Source organism: Enterococcus sp. DIV2385 (assembly GCF_051711925.1).
Classification (GTDB): domain Bacteria; phylum Bacillota; class Bacilli; order Lactobacillales; family Enterococcaceae; genus Enterococcus; species Enterococcus faecalis.
On the sequence record NZ_JBIONV010000001.1, the window covers coordinates 1400813 to 1419421 of the forward strand.

General features: G+C 39.0%; 19 protein-coding genes. All 19 read right to left on the reverse strand.

What is annotated here, in order from left to right:
* Nucleotides 1-184: 184 nt before the first annotated feature.
* Complete coding sequence (gene parC, locus IGM04_RS06870) at nucleotides 185-2647, reverse strand: DNA topoisomerase IV subunit A (protein WP_086317896.1); 2463 nt, start codon at nucleotides 2645-2647, stop codon at nucleotides 185-187.
* Between the two features lie 12 nt (nucleotides 2648-2659).
* Nucleotides 2660-4717 (reverse strand): DNA topoisomerase IV subunit B, encoded by a 2058-nt coding sequence (parE, locus tag IGM04_RS06875; RefSeq protein ID WP_086317897.1) that lies wholly within the window; start codon nucleotides 4715-4717, stop codon nucleotides 2660-2662.
* 204 nt (nucleotides 4718-4921) lie between these two features.
* Nucleotides 4922-5350, reverse strand: coding sequence for a CoA-binding protein (locus IGM04_RS06880; RefSeq protein ID WP_002377361.1), 429 nt, complete (start codon nucleotides 5348-5350; stop codon nucleotides 4922-4924).
* 87 nt (nucleotides 5351-5437) lie between these two features.
* Nucleotides 5438-5881, reverse strand: coding sequence for an ethanolamine utilization protein EutQ (locus IGM04_RS06885; protein WP_002357522.1), 444 nt, complete (start codon nucleotides 5879-5881; stop codon nucleotides 5438-5440).
* A gap of 12 nt (nucleotides 5882-5893) precedes the next feature.
* A complete protein-coding gene (eutH, locus tag IGM04_RS06890; RefSeq protein WP_002396318.1) occupies nucleotides 5894-6994 on the reverse strand; it encodes an ethanolamine utilization protein EutH in 1101 nt (366 codons plus the stop codon).
* Between the two features lie 12 nt (nucleotides 6995-7006).
* On the reverse strand, nucleotides 7007-7270 hold the full coding sequence (locus IGM04_RS06895; protein WP_002357519.1) for a EutN/CcmL family microcompartment protein: 264 nt from the start codon (nucleotides 7268-7270) through the stop codon (nucleotides 7007-7009).
* 12 nt (nucleotides 7271-7282) lie between these two features.
* Complete coding sequence (locus tag IGM04_RS06900) at nucleotides 7283-7882, reverse strand: TIGR02536 family ethanolamine utilization protein (protein WP_016634200.1); 600 nt, start codon at nucleotides 7880-7882, stop codon at nucleotides 7283-7285.
* Between the two features lie 14 nt (nucleotides 7883-7896).
* Entirely contained in the window at nucleotides 7897-8532 is a 636-nt protein-coding gene (gene eutD / locus IGM04_RS06905) for an ethanolamine utilization phosphate acetyltransferase EutD (RefSeq protein WP_002357516.1), read from the reverse strand.
* 3 nt (nucleotides 8533-8535) lie between these two features.
* A complete protein-coding gene (locus IGM04_RS06910) occupies nucleotides 8536-9105 on the reverse strand; it encodes a hypothetical protein (RefSeq protein ID WP_002357515.1) in 570 nt (189 codons plus the stop codon).
* Nucleotides 9106-9172: 67 nt separating this feature from the next.
* Nucleotides 9173-9463, reverse strand: coding sequence for a BMC domain-containing protein (locus IGM04_RS06915; RefSeq protein WP_002357513.1), 291 nt, complete (start codon nucleotides 9461-9463; stop codon nucleotides 9173-9175).
* Nucleotides 9464-9586: 123 nt separating this feature from the next.
* The gene (locus IGM04_RS06920; RefSeq protein WP_002357511.1) at nucleotides 9587-11065 is read right to left on the reverse strand and encodes an acetaldehyde dehydrogenase (acetylating); all 1479 of its coding nucleotides are present in this window, start codon (nucleotides 11063-11065) and stop codon (nucleotides 9587-9589) included.
* Entirely contained in the window at nucleotides 11056-11574 is a 519-nt protein-coding gene (locus IGM04_RS06925; protein WP_002357510.1) for a BMC domain-containing protein, read from the reverse strand. Before IGM04_RS06925 ends, IGM04_RS06920 begins: the two co-directional genes overlap by 10 nt.
* Before the next feature lie 13 nt (nucleotides 11575-11587).
* Nucleotides 11588-12241 (reverse strand): ethanolamine utilization microcompartment protein EutL, encoded by a 654-nt coding sequence (eutL, locus tag IGM04_RS06930; protein ID WP_086317898.1) that lies wholly within the window; start codon nucleotides 12239-12241, stop codon nucleotides 11588-11590.
* A gap of 13 nt (nucleotides 12242-12254) precedes the next feature.
* Entirely contained in the window at nucleotides 12255-13166 is a 912-nt protein-coding gene (gene eutC, locus IGM04_RS06935) for an ethanolamine ammonia-lyase subunit EutC (RefSeq protein ID WP_002363986.1), read from the reverse strand.
* 17 nt (nucleotides 13167-13183) lie between these two features.
* On the reverse strand, nucleotides 13184-14548 hold the full coding sequence (locus IGM04_RS06940; protein WP_002357506.1) for an ethanolamine ammonia-lyase subunit EutB: 1365 nt from the start codon (nucleotides 14546-14548) through the stop codon (nucleotides 13184-13186).
* Nucleotides 14549-14565: 17 nt separating this feature from the next.
* Complete coding sequence (eutA, locus tag IGM04_RS06945) at nucleotides 14566-16014, reverse strand: ethanolamine ammonia-lyase reactivating factor EutA (RefSeq protein WP_086317899.1); 1449 nt, start codon at nucleotides 16012-16014, stop codon at nucleotides 14566-14568.
* A gap of 66 nt (nucleotides 16015-16080) precedes the next feature.
* Nucleotides 16081-17514 (reverse strand): sensor histidine kinase, encoded by a 1434-nt coding sequence (locus IGM04_RS06950; protein WP_002357504.1) that lies wholly within the window; start codon nucleotides 17512-17514, stop codon nucleotides 16081-16083.
* Nucleotides 17515-18087 carry an ANTAR domain-containing response regulator gene (locus tag IGM04_RS06955; RefSeq protein WP_002384488.1) on the reverse strand — a complete coding sequence of 191 codons (573 nt, stop codon included), beginning with the start codon at nucleotides 18085-18087 and terminating at the stop codon, nucleotides 17515-17517.
* Nucleotides 18088-18114: 27 nt separating this feature from the next.
* Nucleotides 18115-18462, reverse strand: coding sequence for an ethanolamine utilization microcompartment protein EutS (gene eutS / locus IGM04_RS06960; RefSeq protein WP_086317900.1), 348 nt, complete (start codon nucleotides 18460-18462; stop codon nucleotides 18115-18117).
* Between the last annotated feature and the right edge of the window lie 147 nt (nucleotides 18463-18609).

An 18609-nucleotide genomic window follows, 5' to 3' on the forward strand; every position in this document is an offset into this window, starting at 1 on the left:
TTGCACTTTCTTAATAAATAAATGGGGAGCGAAGATTCTAAACGCTGATATATAAACATTTATACTTGTGAAAATAAGAACGATTTATAGTTGTTATCACTTGTGAAAAATGTACTTCTGTATTAAAAACAGCAGCCATCTGTATTAATACAGATGGCTGCTGTGGAGATATTTATAACACAGTTTAGTTTGTTTGTTCTTCTTCAATCACTGCAGAATGCATCTCGTGGACTTCCATTACTTGGCCATCTTTTTGTTCATCGATGACAAAGGAACCGTTGGATGTTCGTTCACTGATTGGATAGTTTTTCGACTGAATAACTTCTTGTGTACCTTTTTGTGTAGTGACTAATAAATCTAAATCGGTACTTTCAGACATAAAGACAACACGATGTGGATTTTTCTTCAATTCCCGTAAGACCATTAATCCACGTTTTGCTCGTCCTAATTGTGTTAATTCTTGGGCTAACATGCGTTTAACACCGCCACGTTGGGTAACGATGACAATCGGTGTATCCCCTTCAGAATGAACCAGTAAACCATTAACGACATAATCGTCTTCTTTGAGTTTCATTGATTTAACTCCAGCCGCTTTACTACCCACAACAGGTACTTCATATAATGGATAGCGTAAGCCAAAACCGCGATTGCTCACGAGGAAAACATCCAATAAGTCTTGATCATTTGTTAAATAAACATTGGTAATTTCATCTTGGTCTGATTTTAATTTCATACAAGATGTCGGGCGGCTCTTATAAGTGCGCCAAGGCTCAAAATCAGCCATTTTGGTTTGTTTAATCATGCCAGCTTTTGTAATGAAAACAAAGGTTTTTGTCGGACTTAACTCTTTATAAGGATATACAGCAATAATCGATTCATCGATAGCAAGATTTAAAATGGTTTGAGAAATATGTTCGCCAATTTCTTTCCAGCGTAAATCTGGCAACTCATGGACGGGGCGATAGATCATATTTCCTTTATTTGTTACTAGTAAAAGATGATCTAATGTATTGACTTCGCCAGCATATAGTAAAAAGTCGCCTTCTTTCATGCCGATTTCTTCTGGTTTTGATGCTGTATAAGAACGAATACTACTCCGCTTGATATAGCCTTCGTGCGTCACGGTTACGACCACGTCTTCCTGCGCAACTAACACGGCTGTTTCAATCTTGATTTCTTGGATTTCCTCTTCAATTTGAGTTAAGCGCGGATTGCCATATTGCTTTTTAACTTCGCGAAGTTCTTTTTTCATGACTGAGAATAGTTCTTTTTCATTGTTTAAAATGTTCAATAACTCAGCAATTTGTTGTTCTAAAGTTTTCGCTTCTTCTTGTAAATCAGTAATATCCGTATTGGTTAAACGGTATAGCTGTAAAGTAACGATTGCTTCAGCTTGTTCTTCAGTAAACGCATAGTCGGATACTAAGTTCTTCTTCGCATCTTTTTTATCTTTACTGCCACGGATTGTTGCAATCACTTTATCTAAGATAGACAATGCTTTAATTAAACCAGCAACAATGTGCTCACGTTTGCGAGCTTTGTCCAACTCAAATTGACAACGGTTAATGATAACTGATTTGCGGTGCGTAATGTAACTTTCTAAAATCCGTTTTAGTCCCACTTGTTGCGGGGTCATGTTGTCGATGGCTACCATGTTAAAGTTGTAATTGATTTGCAATTCAGTGTTTTTAAATAGATAATTTAAAATACCTTCTGCATTGACATCTTTTTTTAGTTCAACAACAATTTGCAAGCCAGTTCTGTCACTTTCGTCACGAACTTCGGCAATGCCGTCTACTTTTTTATTTAAACGGATTTCATCCATCTTCTTCACTAGCGTTGCTTTATTGACTTCGTAAGGAATTTCAGAAATAACAATTTGTTGTTTGCCGCCTTTTAAGGGCTCAATCTTTGTCTTCGCACGTAAAATTACTTTACCACGGCCGGTTTCGTAGGCTTTTTTAATTTCTGCTTTTCCTTGTAGGATCCCACCTGTTGGGAAATCTGGTCCTGGAATGTATTCCATTAATTTCTCTAAACTTGCATTAGGATGATCAATTAAATACACGGTTCCATCAATAATTTCCGCTAAATTATGCGTAGGAATTTCTGTTGCATAGCCTGCTGAAATCCCCGTTGAGCCGTTTACCAATAAATTAGGATATTTGGCTGGTAAAACAGTGGGTTCTTTTTCTGTATCGTCAAAATTCCAGACGAAATCGACGGTATTTTTGTCGATATCTTTTAACAACTCACCACTTAACTGTGATAAACGAGCTTCTGTATAACGCATCGCCGCTGGTGGGTCGCCATCCATACTTCCGTTGTTTCCGTGCATTTCAATTAGTACTTCCCGTAATTTCCAGTCTTGACTTAGACGCACCATCGCTTCATAAATACTACTGTCGCCATGGGGATGATAATTCCCCATAATGTTTCCGACAGATTTTGCTGATTTACGAAAGCCTTTATCAAAGGTATTGCCGTCTTTATTCATTGAAAAGAGAATGCGGCGTTGTACTGGTTTTAGCCCATCTCGAATATCTGGTAGGGCCCGTTCTTGAATGATGTATTTGGAATATCTTCCAAAACGATCGCCCATTACTTCTTCAAGGGTTAATTCTTGAACTTCTTGGCGTTTTTCCAAAATTGTCACTCCCTACTCTATGTCAAACAAACTGATTTCAGTGTCATCGGTTTGTTCTGCTTCTTTTGTTTTTTCCGCATCTAAAAGACTTTCTCCTGTTGGTGCAGAAGTGTCTTCTTCTGAACGATCTAAAATACTGCCATCTTCTTCCAGCGTAAATTGAACATGTTGTTCAATCCATTTTCGACGAGGTTCGACTTTATCGCCCATTAATGTGGTCACACGGCGTTCTGCTTGAGCTGCATCATCAATCCGAACACGAATTAAGGTTCTAGTTTCAGGATCCATCGTTGTTTCCCAAAGTTGTTCTGCATTCATTTCCCCCAGACCTTTATAGCGTTGGAGCATATAGCCTTTACCAACTTTATCAATTACTTCTGCCAATTCACCATCGGTCCAAGCATACTCAATGACTGATTTTTTTCCAGTTCCTTTAGAGACTTTATAAAGTGGTGGTAAGGCAATGTAGACTTTGCCAGCTTCAATTAATGGTTTCATATAACGATAGAAGAACGTTAATAGCAACACTTGAATATGGGCACCATCGGTATCCGCATCGGTCATGATGATGATTTTATCATAATTACAATCTTCAATTGAAAATTCAGGACCGACGCCTGCGCCAATTGTATAGATCATAGTATTGATTTCTTCGTTTTTCAAGATGTCTTGCATTTTCGCTTTTTCCGTATTAATGACTTTTCCTCGTAGCGGTAAAATGGCTTGAAATTTCCGGTCGCGTCCTTGTTTTGCTGAGCCACCGGCCGAGTCTCCTTCGACAAGATATAGTTCATTTTTCTTAGGATTTCTAGATTGAGCCGGTGTTAATTTTCCAGAAAGTAACGATTCACCTTTTTTCCGTTTTTTACCGTTCCGGCTTTCTTCACGAGCTTTGCGAGCCGCTTCACGGGCTTCACGGGCTTTAATTGCTTTCCGAATTAATGATTGACTCATTTCACTGTTTTCTTGTAAATAGAAGCCCATTTGTTCGCCTACGACGTTATCGACAACGGTTCTTGCTAAAGGTGTACCTAATTTCCCTTTGGTTTGGCCCTCGAACTGTAGTAAGTTTTCTGGTACTCGAATAGAAAGGACGGCTGCTAAGCCTTCACGGAAGTCGCTACCTTCTAAATTTTTATCTTTTTCTTTTAATAGTCCTACTTTACGTGCATATTCATTGTACGCCTTTGTCATTGACGTTTTCATACCGACTTCGTGGGTACCGCCATCTTTTGTGCGGACATTGTTAACGAAAGATAAAACATTTTCAGAATAGCCATCGTTGTATTGGTAAGCTAATTCAACTTCAATACCTTCTTTGGCTCCTGAAAAATAAACAACGGGTGTTAATGTGTCTTTTTCTTCATTTAGATAGGCAACAAATTCTTTAATGCCTTCTTCGTAGTGAAAGACTTCTTCTTTGGGTTCTTCCCTACGTTCATCCGTTAAAGTAATTTTGACGCCTTTTAGTAAGAAAGCTGATTCTCTCAAACGTTCTGCTAAAATTTCGTAAGAAAAATTTGTCGTAGAGAAAATGGTGTCGTCAGGTAAAAAAGTAACGGAGGTGCCGTTGCGTTTTTTTGTTTTGCCGATTTTTTTTAAGGTACCAACTGGTTTACCGCCGTCCTCAAATCGTTCCATGTATTCTACGCCATCACGAACAATATGAACTTCTAACCACTTCGATAAGGCATTAACAACACTGGCACCCACCCCATGGAGTCCGCCTGAAGTTTTATAGCCACCTTGGCCAAACTTACCACCCGCATGTAAGACAGTAAAAATTACTTCTACTGTTGGGATACCAGAAGCATGCATCCCTGTTGGCATTCCGCGGCCAGAGTCTGCAACACAAATACTATTATCTTTTTGGATAGTTACGTTGATTTCATTCCCGTAGCCAGATAACGCTTCATCGACTGCGTTATCGACAATTTCATAGACTAAGTGATGGAGTCCACGGCTATCGGTTGAACCGATATACATACCAGGTCTTTTCCTCACTGCTTCCAATCCTTCTAGGACTTGGATAGAGGCATCATTGTACTCATTGTTAATTTTTTTAGCCAAAGAAAAAACTCCTTATACTTAGATTCTCGTTTAGTTAATAAGCGTACATTAACTATTTCTTAAAGAATTAGAAGGAGAGTGAGCGGGTTTCTTGCGTTTTCCGTTCGCTCCTTCTAAAACCATCATTACAATAATACTCTATCTGGGTCAAAAAAAAAAGAGCTTTCCGTTCAGGACGCTCTTTCTTTATAAAATTACACGTGTTTATTCAGCATCTGCCATTTTTGCCAATTCAATTTTAATACAACGGTCCATAATAACTTGACGACCTTCATTTAATAACAAGTTCGCTGCCTCTTCGTTTTCCAAACCTAGTTGGGCCCAAAAGACAGGCGCTTCTGTTTTCAATGTTTCTGCGGCCACTTCTGGCAAAAATTCACTCCGCCGAAAGACGTCAACAATATCAATCTTTTCAGGAATCTCTGTTAATGCCCCATAAACTGTTTCGCCAAGCACCGTTTCGCCTTTTAAAACTGGATTGACAGGTAACACACGATAGCCATGTTGCTGTAAAATTTCCGCAATTTTGTAACTCGTGCGGTCGGGCTTGTTACTCAAACCAACCACCGCAATATTTTTTGCTTGTTTTAGAATATCAAAAATTTGATTTTGACTTGGATTCTCAAATGTCATTCACTCAACCCCTTTTTTCGTTCTTATTTATTATAACGCTGAGTAAAGGGTTTTGGCAAAATTATTCTCTGAATACCGACAAAATAATTATTGGCTTTGCCAATCTGCTGGATAAGTCACGTAGACAAAGCGGGCATCACCCGTCACTGAAAATTGAATTTTGCTGCTTTTCGGGATTAAAATAATTTCACCGGCTGTTGCAGAAATTTTACGTCCGTCAATCAGTATATCCAGTTGTCCTGAAATAATATAATCAATTTCATCGTATTCTAGTGTCCAATCGAAGGTGGTATCTTTCATCACCATTAAACCGCAACCAAGGCGCGGGCTTTCTTCTAAAGAAAACAGATCTTTTGTGTAAACAATGTCCGCTGGGTTGCCTGTATCTAAGCGATCGTCTTCTGTTACGTCAATTTCGGGTAATTTGATGGACATAATTCCACTGGGATCCACTTGTTTAGTCGGCATTAATTTTTCTGTGACAATTTGTCGAACAAGCGTTTCAATCATTTCACGATTTAATTCTGTCATATTTACACCTCATTATTTCACTTCTGTTTCGGGTTTCCCTAGCATTCGATTTGCCATAAAGATAGCCACAAAAATGGCGGTAATCCCTCCAACTAATTTGCCAACAATCATTGGAAAAATCATTTCTTTTGCTACGCCTGCAGTAAAACCAAGATGGTCACCTAAAACGAAAGAAGCCGAAACAGCAAAAGCGATATTAATAATTTTTCCTCGATTATCCATGTCTTTTAACATTTGGAACATGGGAATATTGTTAGCTAATGTAGCAACCATTCCTGCAGCCGCTACTTCATTCATTCCTAAAACTTTTCCTAGTTTCATCAATGGTTTATTAAAGACTTTCGTAATCACAGCGACTAAACAGAAAGCGCCAGCTAAAGTTAAAGCAATCCCGCCAACGACTTCAATTCCTTCAGTAACTGGTGCAATACCAGGAATCACTGTAATTCCTAATAATAGTTGAATCGCCCCCACAACTAAACCAAAGATAGCGACAATCACTACGCCTTGACCAAAAATTTGGAAGCCTTTAATCATGCCATTTGGCGCTAACCATAAACCTAAAATAATTAAAGCAGCAACAATAATAATTGGAATTAAGTTAGGAATAATCAATGACAATGGCATGCCAGCTGTTAAACCACCTGCTAATAAACCAAAAGGAATTGTAATAATCCCGCTCAAAACACCCGTTGCTAAGAATTGCTGGTCGTCTTTTTGGATAATGCCAAGCGCTACTGGAATTGTAAAGACTAACGTTGGTCCCATCATTGCACCTAAGATTGCCCCCGCAAATAAACCAGCTTGTGGATCATTGGCTAATTGTTGTGCTAACGCAAAGCCGCCCATATCATTAGCCAATAAGGTTGTGGCAAACATTGCTGGATCAGCCCCTAGTAATTCATAGACAGGAACGACAATCGGACTTAAAAGATTGGCTAAGACAGGCGCTAAAGTGATAATCCCTACCATAGAAAGCGCTAGAGAACCCATAGCCATAATCCCTTCCTCAAATTGCTCCCCTAAACCTAGTTTGTTGCCAATACATTTATCGATTCCTCCAATAATCATGAAAAGAACCATAATATACATAATAATTTCATTAATGCTCATGTCTCGTCCTCCCTATTCTTCCTCTGTAGAATCAATGACACCAACAATCATTGCATCAATTGGGACATTCGGATCTTCTGCCGAAATACGGGCAGCATTGCCTTGACTAATTAACACTTTGTCCCCGACACCAGCTCCAGCGTTGTCAGCAGCAATTAGAAATCCTTGCTTTTCGTCCTCTTGATTCAAAATATCAACCATCATAAATTTCCAGCCATTTAATTTTTCATCTTTTCTTGTTGACCAAAGGCTACCAGTCACTTTTCCTAAAAGCATCGTTTTTCCTCCTTACGTCAGCAATTGATGTTTCCTAGCATAATCTTTCGCTAACGGGGTTAAATAGGCGTTTTTACTTAAAGAAACACCTGATTCTGTCATTCTTATCAATTGTTTTTCAGTAATGTAGGTTCGTTTGGTCTCAGCTAAAGAACGAAGTTGTTTTTGACAGGCCGCCTGAAACATAGCATAATTTTCTGAATCATGATAAAAAATCATCCCAAACTGTTGGCACGTGTCCACGTTTTCCTGAATCGTTCGTTTCAAACGATACTTCAATCGTGAATTTTTAGTCACTGAAGGTATTGGGGTTAAAACCAATACCGGCTTACCTTCAAATAAGAATGCTAAGATGTTTTTGACTAATTCATCCGTTTCCTGTAAATGCGCAATCGCATTTACTTGGGAAATCGTTAGCCTCTTTACAACCAAGCCTCGTGCTAGCTTCTGCTCCTTGGTTACCCAATTTACATCAGGAAAACGAACAAACATTTCTTCAGGAAATGCTTCTTTTGCTTCTGCTAAAGCCACTGAATAAGACGACGACAGCAATTGTTGACAAATTTGATCAGTAATCTGTTGAATCAAATTTTCCATTTCAGAAACGTTCATTGTCCTTCCTCCTTTTACTTAAGAATATAGCCACGAGCTCCTTTGGTTAAGCCGCAAGCGTTGGCTTCATCGTAGTCAATGTGCATGTACGTTGCAAATCGCGGACTGATTCGCACAACCACATCATCAAAGATTAACGGACGTGTGCCTTCCACTTTGACTTGCACAATTTGGCTATTGCTTACTTTATTTTTCAAGGCGTCTTCGGGTGTCATGTGAATATGACGTTTGGCAACAATTAAGCCGTGACTTAATGTCACAACTGCTGATCCGTTCATCAGCGTGACGCCAGGTGTCCCTTCTGTCTTGCCACTCTCTCTAACTGGGGCATTAATTCCTAAAATACGCGTATCCGTCATAGAAACTTCGACTTGTGATTCGCTACGTTCAGGGCCTAAAATAACCACATTTTGAAAAAGTCCTTTAGGTCCAGCAACCGTAATTCGTTCTTTACAAACGAACTGTCCAGGTTGTGATAAATCTTTCACTTTTGTTAGTTGATATCCTGGTCCAAATAATGCATCAATCTCTTGACGAGACAAATGAACATGTCGGCCAGATGCTTCAACTTCAAAAGTATTTTGTTGTTGTTGCTGAATTCGTTTAACAACTTCTTCAACAATTTCATTCATTGAATCCAATTTGTTCATCTCCTAGTTTCGTGATATTTCAGCCATGGTGCTAATTAATTCTGTAGCCCAAGATTGAAAAAGGCCGAACAGTTGTGATTCTCCTTTTAACTGGAGAATAATTTTATCTAGTTGTAATTGAATTTCTTTTGAGGAATAGCGCCATTGTCTCTGTTGGTTAGTTAGAATAGTTACCTTTGATTCCAAAATGACTGGTTCCATTACAATCGACTGTTCTAAAATAAACTTCTCTAACCACTGTTGTTGTTGTTCGAAATATAACCAACCTTCTGTTGATAACGCTTCATTCGTTAAGAAAGGCAAATACAATAGATGGCTTAAGTGCCGAATCTCATAAATTGTTTCTTTTGATAAATGTTCTTGTTTTTGTTTTTGTGAGGAGGCCTTCACTGAATGAACCTCAGAAAGCAATGGGTTTGTTGAAGAGAAGCTGCTATTAATCCGATGCTCGCGTAGATAGCTTTTGGCGGCTGGCGTCAGAAAACTGCCTACAGGAAACACAAAATCCGTGCCATCTTCTAGTTCTTTTTTAAGCCTTTTGTTGCGAAGCATATCTTCTGTAATAACTGTCATAACACCCCTCCTCAATGAAAGTTTAGGACAGAAGTAATGAACCTACCTCTGCCCCAAAAAATCAAAATTATAATTCAGTTGTTGCGTGTGGTAAAATAGCGTCTACTTCTGTATGTGGACGTGGAATTACATGGACAGATAATAATTCACCAACACGTTCTGCTGCAGCAGCACCAGCATCTGTTGCTGCTTTTACAGCACCAACGTCACCGCGAACCATTACTGTAACTAAACCGCCACCGACTTGTTCTTTTCCAATTAAAGTAACGTTTGCCGCTTTCACCATTGCATCAGCTGCTTCAACAGCACCTACTAAACCACGAGTTTCGATCATTCCTAAAGCATTTGTACTTGACATTATAATTTCCTCCTAAGATGTATGTTTTATTTTTAAAAATTTGGGACAATTATCAATTTGACTTAGGTCCCAAACCCTAAATCCAATAATTTATTTGTTTTACTCTTACTCGCTCGTTTCTTGTTAGTTTAAGCGAGCTAAAACTTGAGCCACCACGGCATTTACTAGTTCTTCTTGATTGGTTGTTTCGCAAGAAGTAGCCACAGATGTGGTTGATGTTTGACCAAATTCTTGACGAATCTCTTCTAAATCACGCACGCCATAAGCAACACGACGTAAATTGAACAGATTTTCAACCCCAATATTATCAGAAGTTGAGCTGCCACCAACTGCGCCACAACCTAGTGTTAATGCTGGCACTAAGTTAGTTGAAGCACCAATTCCGCCAAGTGTACCAGAGGTGTTAACAAGCAAACGAGAGACGGGTTTTCTTAAGCCAAATTCACGAATGACTTCTTTGTTTTCTGTGTGAATACCCATCGTATGACCCGCACCTTCACCTTTCAAAATTTCAATTGATAACGCGCAAGCTGCTTCCCAGTTTTCAACTGTATAGAAAGCAATAATCGGTGCCAATTTTTCTCTTGAAAATGGATATTTCAAGCCTACATGTGTTTCCTCGGCAACAATTAAGCGGCGATCTTTTGGAATAGATAAACCAACTAATGAAGCAATATGTTGAACGGAACGACCCACGATTTGCGGGTTCATTGTACCGTTTGGTCGTAAAATAAATTTAGCTAATTTGTCGGCTTCGGCTGGACTTAAGAAATACGCGCCCTGCTTAATTAACTCTTCTTTGACCGCTTCACGGTTGACAGTTTCAACAATAATTGATTGTTCCGATGCACAAATTGTACCGTTATCGAAAGTTTTTGAATCCATTATTTGTTTCACTGCATGAGGAACATTTGCGCTTCGTTCGATGTAGGCTGGTCCATTACCAGGCCCGACACCGATTGCTGGTGTTCCAGAAGAGTACGCTGCTTTAACCATTGCGTTTCCACCAGTAGCTAAAATTAAATTTGTTTCTTTATTTTTCATTAATTCGCTGGTCGCTTGCATAGTTGGCGTTTTGATGACCGAGACACAACCTTCTGGTGCCCCTGCAGCAATAGCCGCTTTTTGGATAATTTCCACTGTTTCAATAATCGATTTCAACGCATTGGGATGTGGTGAAAAAACAATGCTGTTGGCCGCTTTTAATGAAATTAATGCTTTGTAAATGACTGTTGATGTCGGGTTGGTAGAAGGAATTAATCCTGCAATTACACCAACTGGGACAGCAATTTCAGTGACTTTTTTGGCAGCGTCATCATGGATCACACCAACTGTAGCTTTGTCCTTCATTTCGTCATATACTACTTTTGAAGCGAAAGCATTTTTGATGATTTTATCTTCATAAATACCAAATCCTGTTTCTTCATTGGCCATTTTCGCTAACTTTTCTCGTTGGTTAAACGTAGCCTCTGAAACTGCTTGGACAATCGCATCGATTTGTTTTTGCGAAAATGTTGCTAATACTTGCTGTGCCTCTTTGGCTTTTCTGATTAAATTTCTTGTTTCTTGGATGGAACGTAAGTCTTTATCTACTAATTCCACTCGTCTTCACTTCTTTCTATTTCAGCCATGATTGCTTGAATTAAAGCTTCTTTATTGGCAAATTTAATCTCACTTTTCTTTAAACTACTTAGGTTCATTTTGTAGGCTTGTTTGCGTAAATCAACCACGCGTTGTGTTTCTAATTTTTGGCGTGTGCCAGTGTGTTCTTCCAAATCTGGTGTTTCAATCTCTTCTTCAATTACTTCTACTTGTTCCATCGGTTCAGGTGCTGACTTGGGTTCTGGATCTGATAAAATTACTTCCGTTTGAGCATCAACCCGTGAGATCACATGATGAGCAATTAAACAATTTAATTCTTTAGCTACTTCCGTGCCTACTTCAACGGCAGCTTGGACCGCGGCAACGTCACCAATCAGTTCCACAGTTGTTAAACCGCCATTAATAATTTCAGCTTTTAACAAAGTAACGTCGGCGGCTTTCAATGCCGCATCGGCCACACTAATGGCACCTAAAAATCCTTTGACTTCGACCATTCCTAATGCTTTCATTCAGGTCACATCCTTAATAACTCAACGGATTGTCAGCGATATTTTGAATGACTTGTTCAAACGCACTGCAAGCAGCTTTACATGCAGATTGACTACCTGTCAATAAGGCGCCGCCAAAGTTCGTTTCAGAAGGTGGGCCATAAAAGACACCCATTTGAACATCGGCAGCTTTCATTGCTGCATCTAAGCCAACCATTGCTTCTAGCGGTGGTGCAATCAGATAAGCAATCGCTTCACCTTCAGGAATATTCGCTTGTTCAGATAAAAAGCTACCTGTTCTTGACACTACATGTGCAAAATAAACAATACTGTCATCTTCGTTAGCACTATAGAAGCTGGCTTCTTCTTCAATGACTTGCGTAATGACACTCAAGCCACTATTGACTTCGGCAGGACTCGGACCAGCAATAATGCCAATCACTTCACCGGCTAATTTGGTTGAAGCATTTGCTGCGCCAGCATACATACTTTTACCGTAAACTACAGTAACATCGGTGGCTTTGGTTGCTTCATCTAATGCAACATAAGTGACATCATCACAATCGGAAGTAACAATTCCTAATGAGCGATGTTCTGGTTTCAATGATAATTCTTTTGCTAATGCCGGATCGACATTGGGAATGACTTTCATACTTAGGACATTTGCGCCTAGACGATCATTTTTCATGAGAAATCCTCCTTTATTCAGCTTCTTTTAAATCAATACCAGATTTTTTCTTGTCTAACATTTTTTTAATAATTTCGGCAATGTAGGCACCTGCTTCAACAGCCGGTGTCCCACCTTTGTGAATATTTGAAATAACTGTCCGCCGTGCTTCTGGCATACCGACAGTTGGTTTGTAAGCAATGTAGGCACTCATAGATTCAGCTGTTACTAAACCAGGACGTTCGCCAACTAGCAAGCAAACAACATCAGCGTCAGTGATTTCACCAATTTTATCCATTGCTGGCACGCGACAATATTTAACAAAAACAACATTGTCGAAATCTAAGTTGTACATGTTTAATCCTTGTTTAATTGCTGGTAGGACTTCTTTAATATTCGCTTCGATAGCAGCTGAACTAAGGCCATCCCCTACGACCATTTGGATTTTGGCTTTTGGTGTCGTATTTTTCCGAATGATTTCACTATTTTCTTCATCAAATTGACGACCATAATCTGGACGTGTTAAATATTCATCTTTACTGTTACAGATTGTTTTTGTAGAAATAAAATTCATTTCTTTTACCAAGTCTTCGCTTACGTCTGAAAAGACCGCATCTTGTGCTGCCGCATGGTCCGCTCGGAAACGTAATGTTGAACTAGTCATATAACGCGTCCCTGCACGACCAACGCCTAAACGAGCTGGCGAGAAAGCTTTCATTTTTAATAGTGCTTCAGGATCTACGGCATTTTTCAATAGTAATTGTTTACGTAAATCTACTTCAGTAATGTCAGGAATTAGGCCTTCTTCAATTTCTGTCGTTTCAGTGACGTGTGTTGTGACTGGTTTTTCTTCAGCAGTCACAGTGGCAGTCGAAACCGCTTGATTGTCAGCGACCATTTCTGTTAAAATTCCGGCAATCATTTCTTTTAATTCTTTTTCGTTCATTTGTATTCTCACCTCGTTTATTTAATAAATACAGATGCATCGCCAGCGCGACTTGTTAATTTTCCGTTTTCCATTAAGCCCATTTTTTCCATCCATTCTTCAAATTCTTTAATTGGACGTAAGCCTAATGTTTCACGAATCGTCGCAGTTTCATGGAACCCAGTTGTTTGATAATTTAACATGACATCATCGCCATGAGGAATCCCCATGATATACGTACAACCAGCTGTTGCTAATAACATTGCTAAGTTTTCCATATCATTTTGATCAGCTTTCATATGGTTGGTGTAGCAGACATCACAGCCCATTGAAATTCCAGTTAATTTGCCCATGAAATGATCTTCTAAACCAGCGCGGATGACTTGTTTTGAATCGTAAAGATATTCTGGTCCAATAAAGCCGACAACGGTATTTACAATATACGGATCAAATTTTTTGGCTAAGCCATAACAACGCGCTTCCATTGTCACTTGGTCTGCGCCAAAGTTCGCTTCAGAAGAAAGTTCTGAGCCTTGACCTGTTTCAAAATACATCACATTAGGACCAGCTGCTTGACCACTGTGAAGCGCTAAATCTTGTGCTTCAGCTAAAATTTCTGCATTTAAACCAAATGCTGTGTTCCCTTTTTCTGAACCCGCGATGGATTGAAAGACTAAGCCAGTTGGCGCGCCTTGACGCATGGCTTCCATTTGTGTCGTTACGTGAGCAAGCACGCAAGTTTGTGTTGGAATTTCCCATTCGCTGCGGAACTCTTCAAATTTGTTTAAGATTCGTTTAACACTTTCTGTAGAATCATCAACAGGATTCAAACCAATTAACGCATCACCGGCGCCATAAGAAAGACCTTCCATAACTGAAGCCATAATGCCATCGACATTATCGGTTGGATGGTTCGGCTGTAAACGATTTGAAAAAGTTCCGGGACGGCCAATCGTTGTGTTGGCGGTTTTTTCAATATTGATTTTTTTTGCGCCAACAATTAGATCCATGTTGGACATTAATTTACAGACAGCAGCAATCATTTCAGAAGTGAGTCCACGGGAAATTCGTTTGATATCAAAATCGGTTGTTTCCGAAGATAAGATAAATTCGCGTAATTCTGCGACTGTCCAATGTTTAATACTTTCAAAAATTCGCATATTGACTTGGTCAATAATAATGCGTGTCACTTCGTCTTCGTCATAATCAACGACGGGATTGTTAAACAAGTCATTTAAGGACAATTCCGATAAAACGACTTTTGCTGCCACGCGTTCTTCGGCTGAATTAGCAGCTACGCCAGCTAACTTGTCGCCAGACTTTTCTTCATTGGCTTTGGCTAAGACTTCTTTAACGGATGTAAATTGATAGACTTTGCCAAATAGTTTGGTTTTTAAAATCATCTTTGTGTCGCTCCTTTTTAATTAAATACTAAGGTCTTAACAATGACTGGAAGGACGGCTCCTTCTGCCACTGGTAAACCGATATCTACATAATCACCGTTTTCTACTTTGACCGAATCAAGACAGATAAACGGATAGTCTTTTGGCAGATGGGCACTTAAGGAATGCCCTAAAGCTTTCGCCATGTCTTCATCCACCATAACAATAATGGGAATTTGTTCAGCAACTAAACTAGCTAATCCTTCCACAATCCCTTGACCATAGCGTTGAATATCAGCAAATGTTGGATTGCTCATGCCTCTAATTGCTAGGGCAATCTGGGGTGTTTCTTCAATACGATGCCAATTGAGTTTTTCTTGGATTCGCTGGCCTAATTCTGTCACAGTAAGGGTTTCATCCTCTTGCGCTAATTTTAGAATTGGGATATTTTTTACCGGCAAAATTTGCTCACGGTAAGCGATCGTGCTTCCGCTAATTTCAGCAGTATGTGAACCTGCTCCGACGACCGTCGCTCGGATTGTTTCTGCGCTTTCTAAGACTTCTTTTTCCGAAAAAATCAGTGACTTTCTCAAGTATTTCCCTAAAAGTAAGCCGATGTCCCCATATTTAAAGAGATTCGTACTTGTCGTATTTAAGCAATCAGCCACACCACCAGAAAATGTTACAATTGGTAATTCCTCACCTTTTCGTAGTGGATGGTTGGTTACTAATAACTGGTAGAACGGACTTTGTGTCCCCAAGCCAATGCTATTTTCTAACACGGCAACTAATTCCGAAATAATTGGCAGTAAGTTTTGTTCGGTGGCTTGGTCACCAAGGTGCAAGGTTAGCCCTTTTTTATTTATAATTTCTTGAATCTTCGGAGCTATATAGGTGATTTTTTGTTGTTGATCTAATTTAATTAAGCGTCCGCCAATGTCAAAACAAGCCGTATCAATCACTTCACCATCTTTAAAGACAGCTAAATTTGTCGTTCCACCACCAATGTCTAAATTAACCACTGGTTTGCGTTTCGTTTCAGAATAAGTTTGAGCACCAGCGCCTTTCCCGGCAATGATACTTTCTAAATCAGGTCCAGCCGTAGCAACGACAAAATCACCTGCATAGCCACTAAGTGCTCGTAGCACATTGTTGGCATTGCTTTTTCGAGCAGTTTCACCTGTGATAATTACCGCACCCATTTGAATATCTTGTTTATGAATGCCTGCTTGGCGATATTGCTCCGCTACAAACGCTTTGATAGGTTCTGCATCAATTTCTGATTGGTTAAGTAAGGGTGTAAAGATAATGTCACTTCGGTAAATGACTTTTTTATCAGAAATGCTGATACGTGGTACTGTAAACGCAGAGGCAAAATTTTCAACAGTTAATTCTGACAAGACTAATTGGATTGTAGACGTCCCTAAATCAATCCCTACGGTTAAAAGTGTTTCCTTCGACATCGCCTGACTCGCCTCCTTTTGCATACAAAAAGGCACTTAAAGAATCGTTAGAAAATTTCTTTCTACTTTTCTTTAAGCGCCTTTGCTTAATCAATGAACAACATCACTGGTGTTCTGTTCGAAATAGAAACAGGTTTTAGTTCCCTGTTTATTGGATTCAATTGTAATTTTTCCTTTTAGTTTATCTTTTACGTAGCTTTTGACAATCATCAAACCTAAACTGGTCTCGTTACTTTGATGAACATCATAGCCTTTACCATTATCTGTAACAGTAATGGTAATCATTTTATTATCTAATGTTCCACTAAGTTTAACAACACCACTTGTTTGTGGCTCAAATGCATGATCAAAAATGTTTTGTAATAGTTCGTTGACAACAAGGGAAATGGTAACCATTTGTTCGCTAGAAACCATAATGGCTGGATCAACATCCATCATCATCTCAATGGGTTGTGCGCCTTGAAAAAGATGTCTAAAATTATACATCACTGCTTCCAATGTTTGCCGTAAAGCAACGTCATCTTTGACTTGTTTTGACAGCAATTCATGGGTGGCTGCAATCGCCATAATTCGATTGACACTTTCATGAAGGACTTTTTTTGCTTCGGGGCTTTGCGTTCGCCGTTCTTGAATACGCAATAAGGAAACCACCGATTGCAAGTTATTTTTAACACGATGATGAATTTCACGAATCGCAACAGATTTGGAAATAATTTCCGCTTCTTTTTCTTTAAATTCTGTATTGTCTTGAATAATCATAATCAGTTGTTCTTCTGATGCCAACCACACTTTCCGAACCTTAAAATAATAATTAAGGTAGGTCGTTTTGCTTTCAATTGGTTGATTACTCATTTTATATTTCATTTGATACAACACATATTCAAAAGTTGTATAATCGATGGACAAATTGTCATAACTCATTCCAATGATATTGTCCCGATAACCAAGTTTGCGATAAAGCTCTTGTGCATTGTGATTGGTAATTAATAAGTGACCCGCCGCATCAAAAATCAAAACGGCTTCTGCCAATTGATCAATAAATAATGCGTCGACTTGACTAGTTGATTTCGCTACTTTTGCTAACTGGCAGTTATTTAGCTCCTCTTTTTGTAAGTCCGCTTGAATCTCTTCATCTGCCGCAATCTCGACAATAATGACACCAATCGTTCGATGTTCATTGCGAATGGGATAGATATTTTGCTTAATCAAACGATTTTCCTGAGTCACTGCTAACAAACCAATGCTATTTAAGCTAGTCTGCATGGTACGCAGAACACCAGGTTCATTTTTTAATAAAGCTTCCATCCCGACGACATCTCCGCTATATAAAGAAGTTGTCTTCGCAGGCGGCTTATGATAAACGACTAGTGCTTGCTGTGACATTTCCTTATACACATCAATAAAAACATCTGCACTTTGATACAGTGTCGTCGAAGAAAGATAACGTGCTGTACGTTGTAATTCTTTAATGTCTGATTCTGAAAGATTGGTATATTGGTGACATAATTGCTCTAATCGTTTCATTTATTCATCATCCATTACAATCAATTCTGCAATTTCACTCATACGTGCGCGTTTGTTCATACTTAACGTACGCAACATTTGGTAGGCTTCTTCTTCCGATATATGATTTTCTTTTACAAGAATACCTTTGGCTTTTTCGATAATTTTACGTTCTTCTAATTTTAAACTTAATTTATCGATTTGACTTAGTAACAGCTGCGTTTGTTTGCCTCGTTCAATGCTCATTTCAATTGTAGGTATTAATGATTTTTCATCTAGAGGTTTAACTAAATAACCCAGTGCTCCTAATTTTTTAGCCTTGTCCGTATTTTGTACGTCACTGTATGCAGATAAAAAGACAATACTACTGGCTAGTTGGTCTTGAACAATTTTTTTACCTGCTTTTAGACCATCTAAAATTGGCATTTGAATGTCCATTAATACTAGGTCAGGTTGTGTTTTTTTACATACCTCAATTGCTTCAAAACCATCGGCTGCTTCACCAACTACTTCGTACCCTGCTTCTATCACAATATCACGAATATCGAGTCTCGTAATAGGTTCATCATCGACTATTACAATTCGTCCATCCATTTTCTTCACGCCCTTGTCCTTTCAACGCTATGTTCTGGTAATTTTACAAGTTACAGAAAAGTTTAAAATCTGTTGTAAACCTTCAATCACCGCTTGTAAGGCTGTTTCCACTGAGCTTACGTCACCAGAAATGACTACCGATCCAGAAAAACGATCAATAAAACCGATTTGGATATCTCCGCTTTTAGTCGCAATATCAACAGCGATAATTGCCGCTTCGCTCGGAGTGATTGTCAAAATACCTAGTGCATTGCTGGTACCTTCTGGCAACCCTAATTTTGTATAAATTTCTTTATTAGGACTAGCAATGATGTGCGCTAACGTTACTTGTTTCCCAGGAACATATTCTTGAATCATTCGTTGTTTTTCTTCCAACCAGACTCGCTCCTTTAATTTAGCAAATAAAAAATCCTCAATAAAAAACGTAAAGGTTCCACTTTCGCTTTCTACTAAGGAGCTTCTTTGCTCTTAAATTTTGAAGCACGCCGTTGTGCTACCCACATTATATGTTATCGATTTCAT

Bases quoted from the DNA above. Each gene is read 5' to 3' on its own strand.
- IGM04_RS06895 (WP_002357519.1), bottom strand. From the start codon at position 7,270: ATGCTTTTAGGAAAAGTGACTGGTAGCCTTTGGTCAACAAGAAAAGAT.
- IGM04_RS06940 (WP_002357506.1), bottom strand. From the start codon at position 14,548: ATGATTTTAAAAACCAAACTATTTGGCAAAGTCTATCAATTTACATCC.
- IGM04_RS06910 (WP_002357515.1), bottom strand. From the start codon at position 9,105: ATGACAGTTATTACAGAAGATATGCTTCGCAACAAAAGGCTTAAAAAA.
- IGM04_RS06925 (WP_002357510.1), bottom strand. From the start codon at position 11,574: ATGAAAGCATTAGGAATGGTCGAAGTCAAAGGATTTTTAGGTGCCATT.
- eutA (WP_086317899.1), bottom strand. From the start codon at position 16,014: ATGCAAAAGGAGGCGAGTCAGGCGATGTCGAAGGAAACACTTTTAACC.
- IGM04_RS06955 (WP_002384488.1), bottom strand. From the start codon at position 18,087: ATGGATGGACGAATTGTAATAGTCGATGATGAACCTATTACGAGACTC.
- eutL (WP_086317898.1), bottom strand. From the start codon at position 12,241: ATGAAAAATGATCGTCTAGGCGCAAATGTCCTAAGTATGAAAGTCATT.
- eutC (WP_002363986.1), bottom strand. From the start codon at position 13,166: ATGAACGAAAAAGAATTAAAAGAAATGATTGCCGGAATTTTAACAGAA.
- eutH (WP_002396318.1), bottom strand. From the start codon at position 6,994: ATGAGCATTAATGAAATTATTATGTATATTATGGTTCTTTTCATGATT.
- IGM04_RS06880 (WP_002377361.1), bottom strand. From the start codon at position 5,350: ATGACATTTGAGAATCCAAGTCAAAATCAAATTTTTGATATTCTAAAA.
- eutD (WP_002357516.1), bottom strand. From the start codon at position 8,532: ATGAACAAATTGGATTCAATGAATGAAATTGTTGAAGAAGTTGTTAAA.
- IGM04_RS06915 (WP_002357513.1), bottom strand. From the start codon at position 9,463: ATGTCAAGTACAAATGCTTTAGGAATGATCGAAACTCGTGGTTTAGTA.
- IGM04_RS06900 (WP_016634200.1), bottom strand. From the start codon at position 7,882: ATGAACGTTTCTGAAATGGAAAATTTGATTCAACAGATTACTGATCAA.
- IGM04_RS06885 (WP_002357522.1), bottom strand. From the start codon at position 5,881: ATGACAGAATTAAATCGTGAAATGATTGAAACGCTTGTTCGACAAATT.
- IGM04_RS06950 (WP_002357504.1), bottom strand. From the start codon at position 17,514: ATGAAACGATTAGAGCAATTATGTCACCAATATACCAATCTTTCAGAA.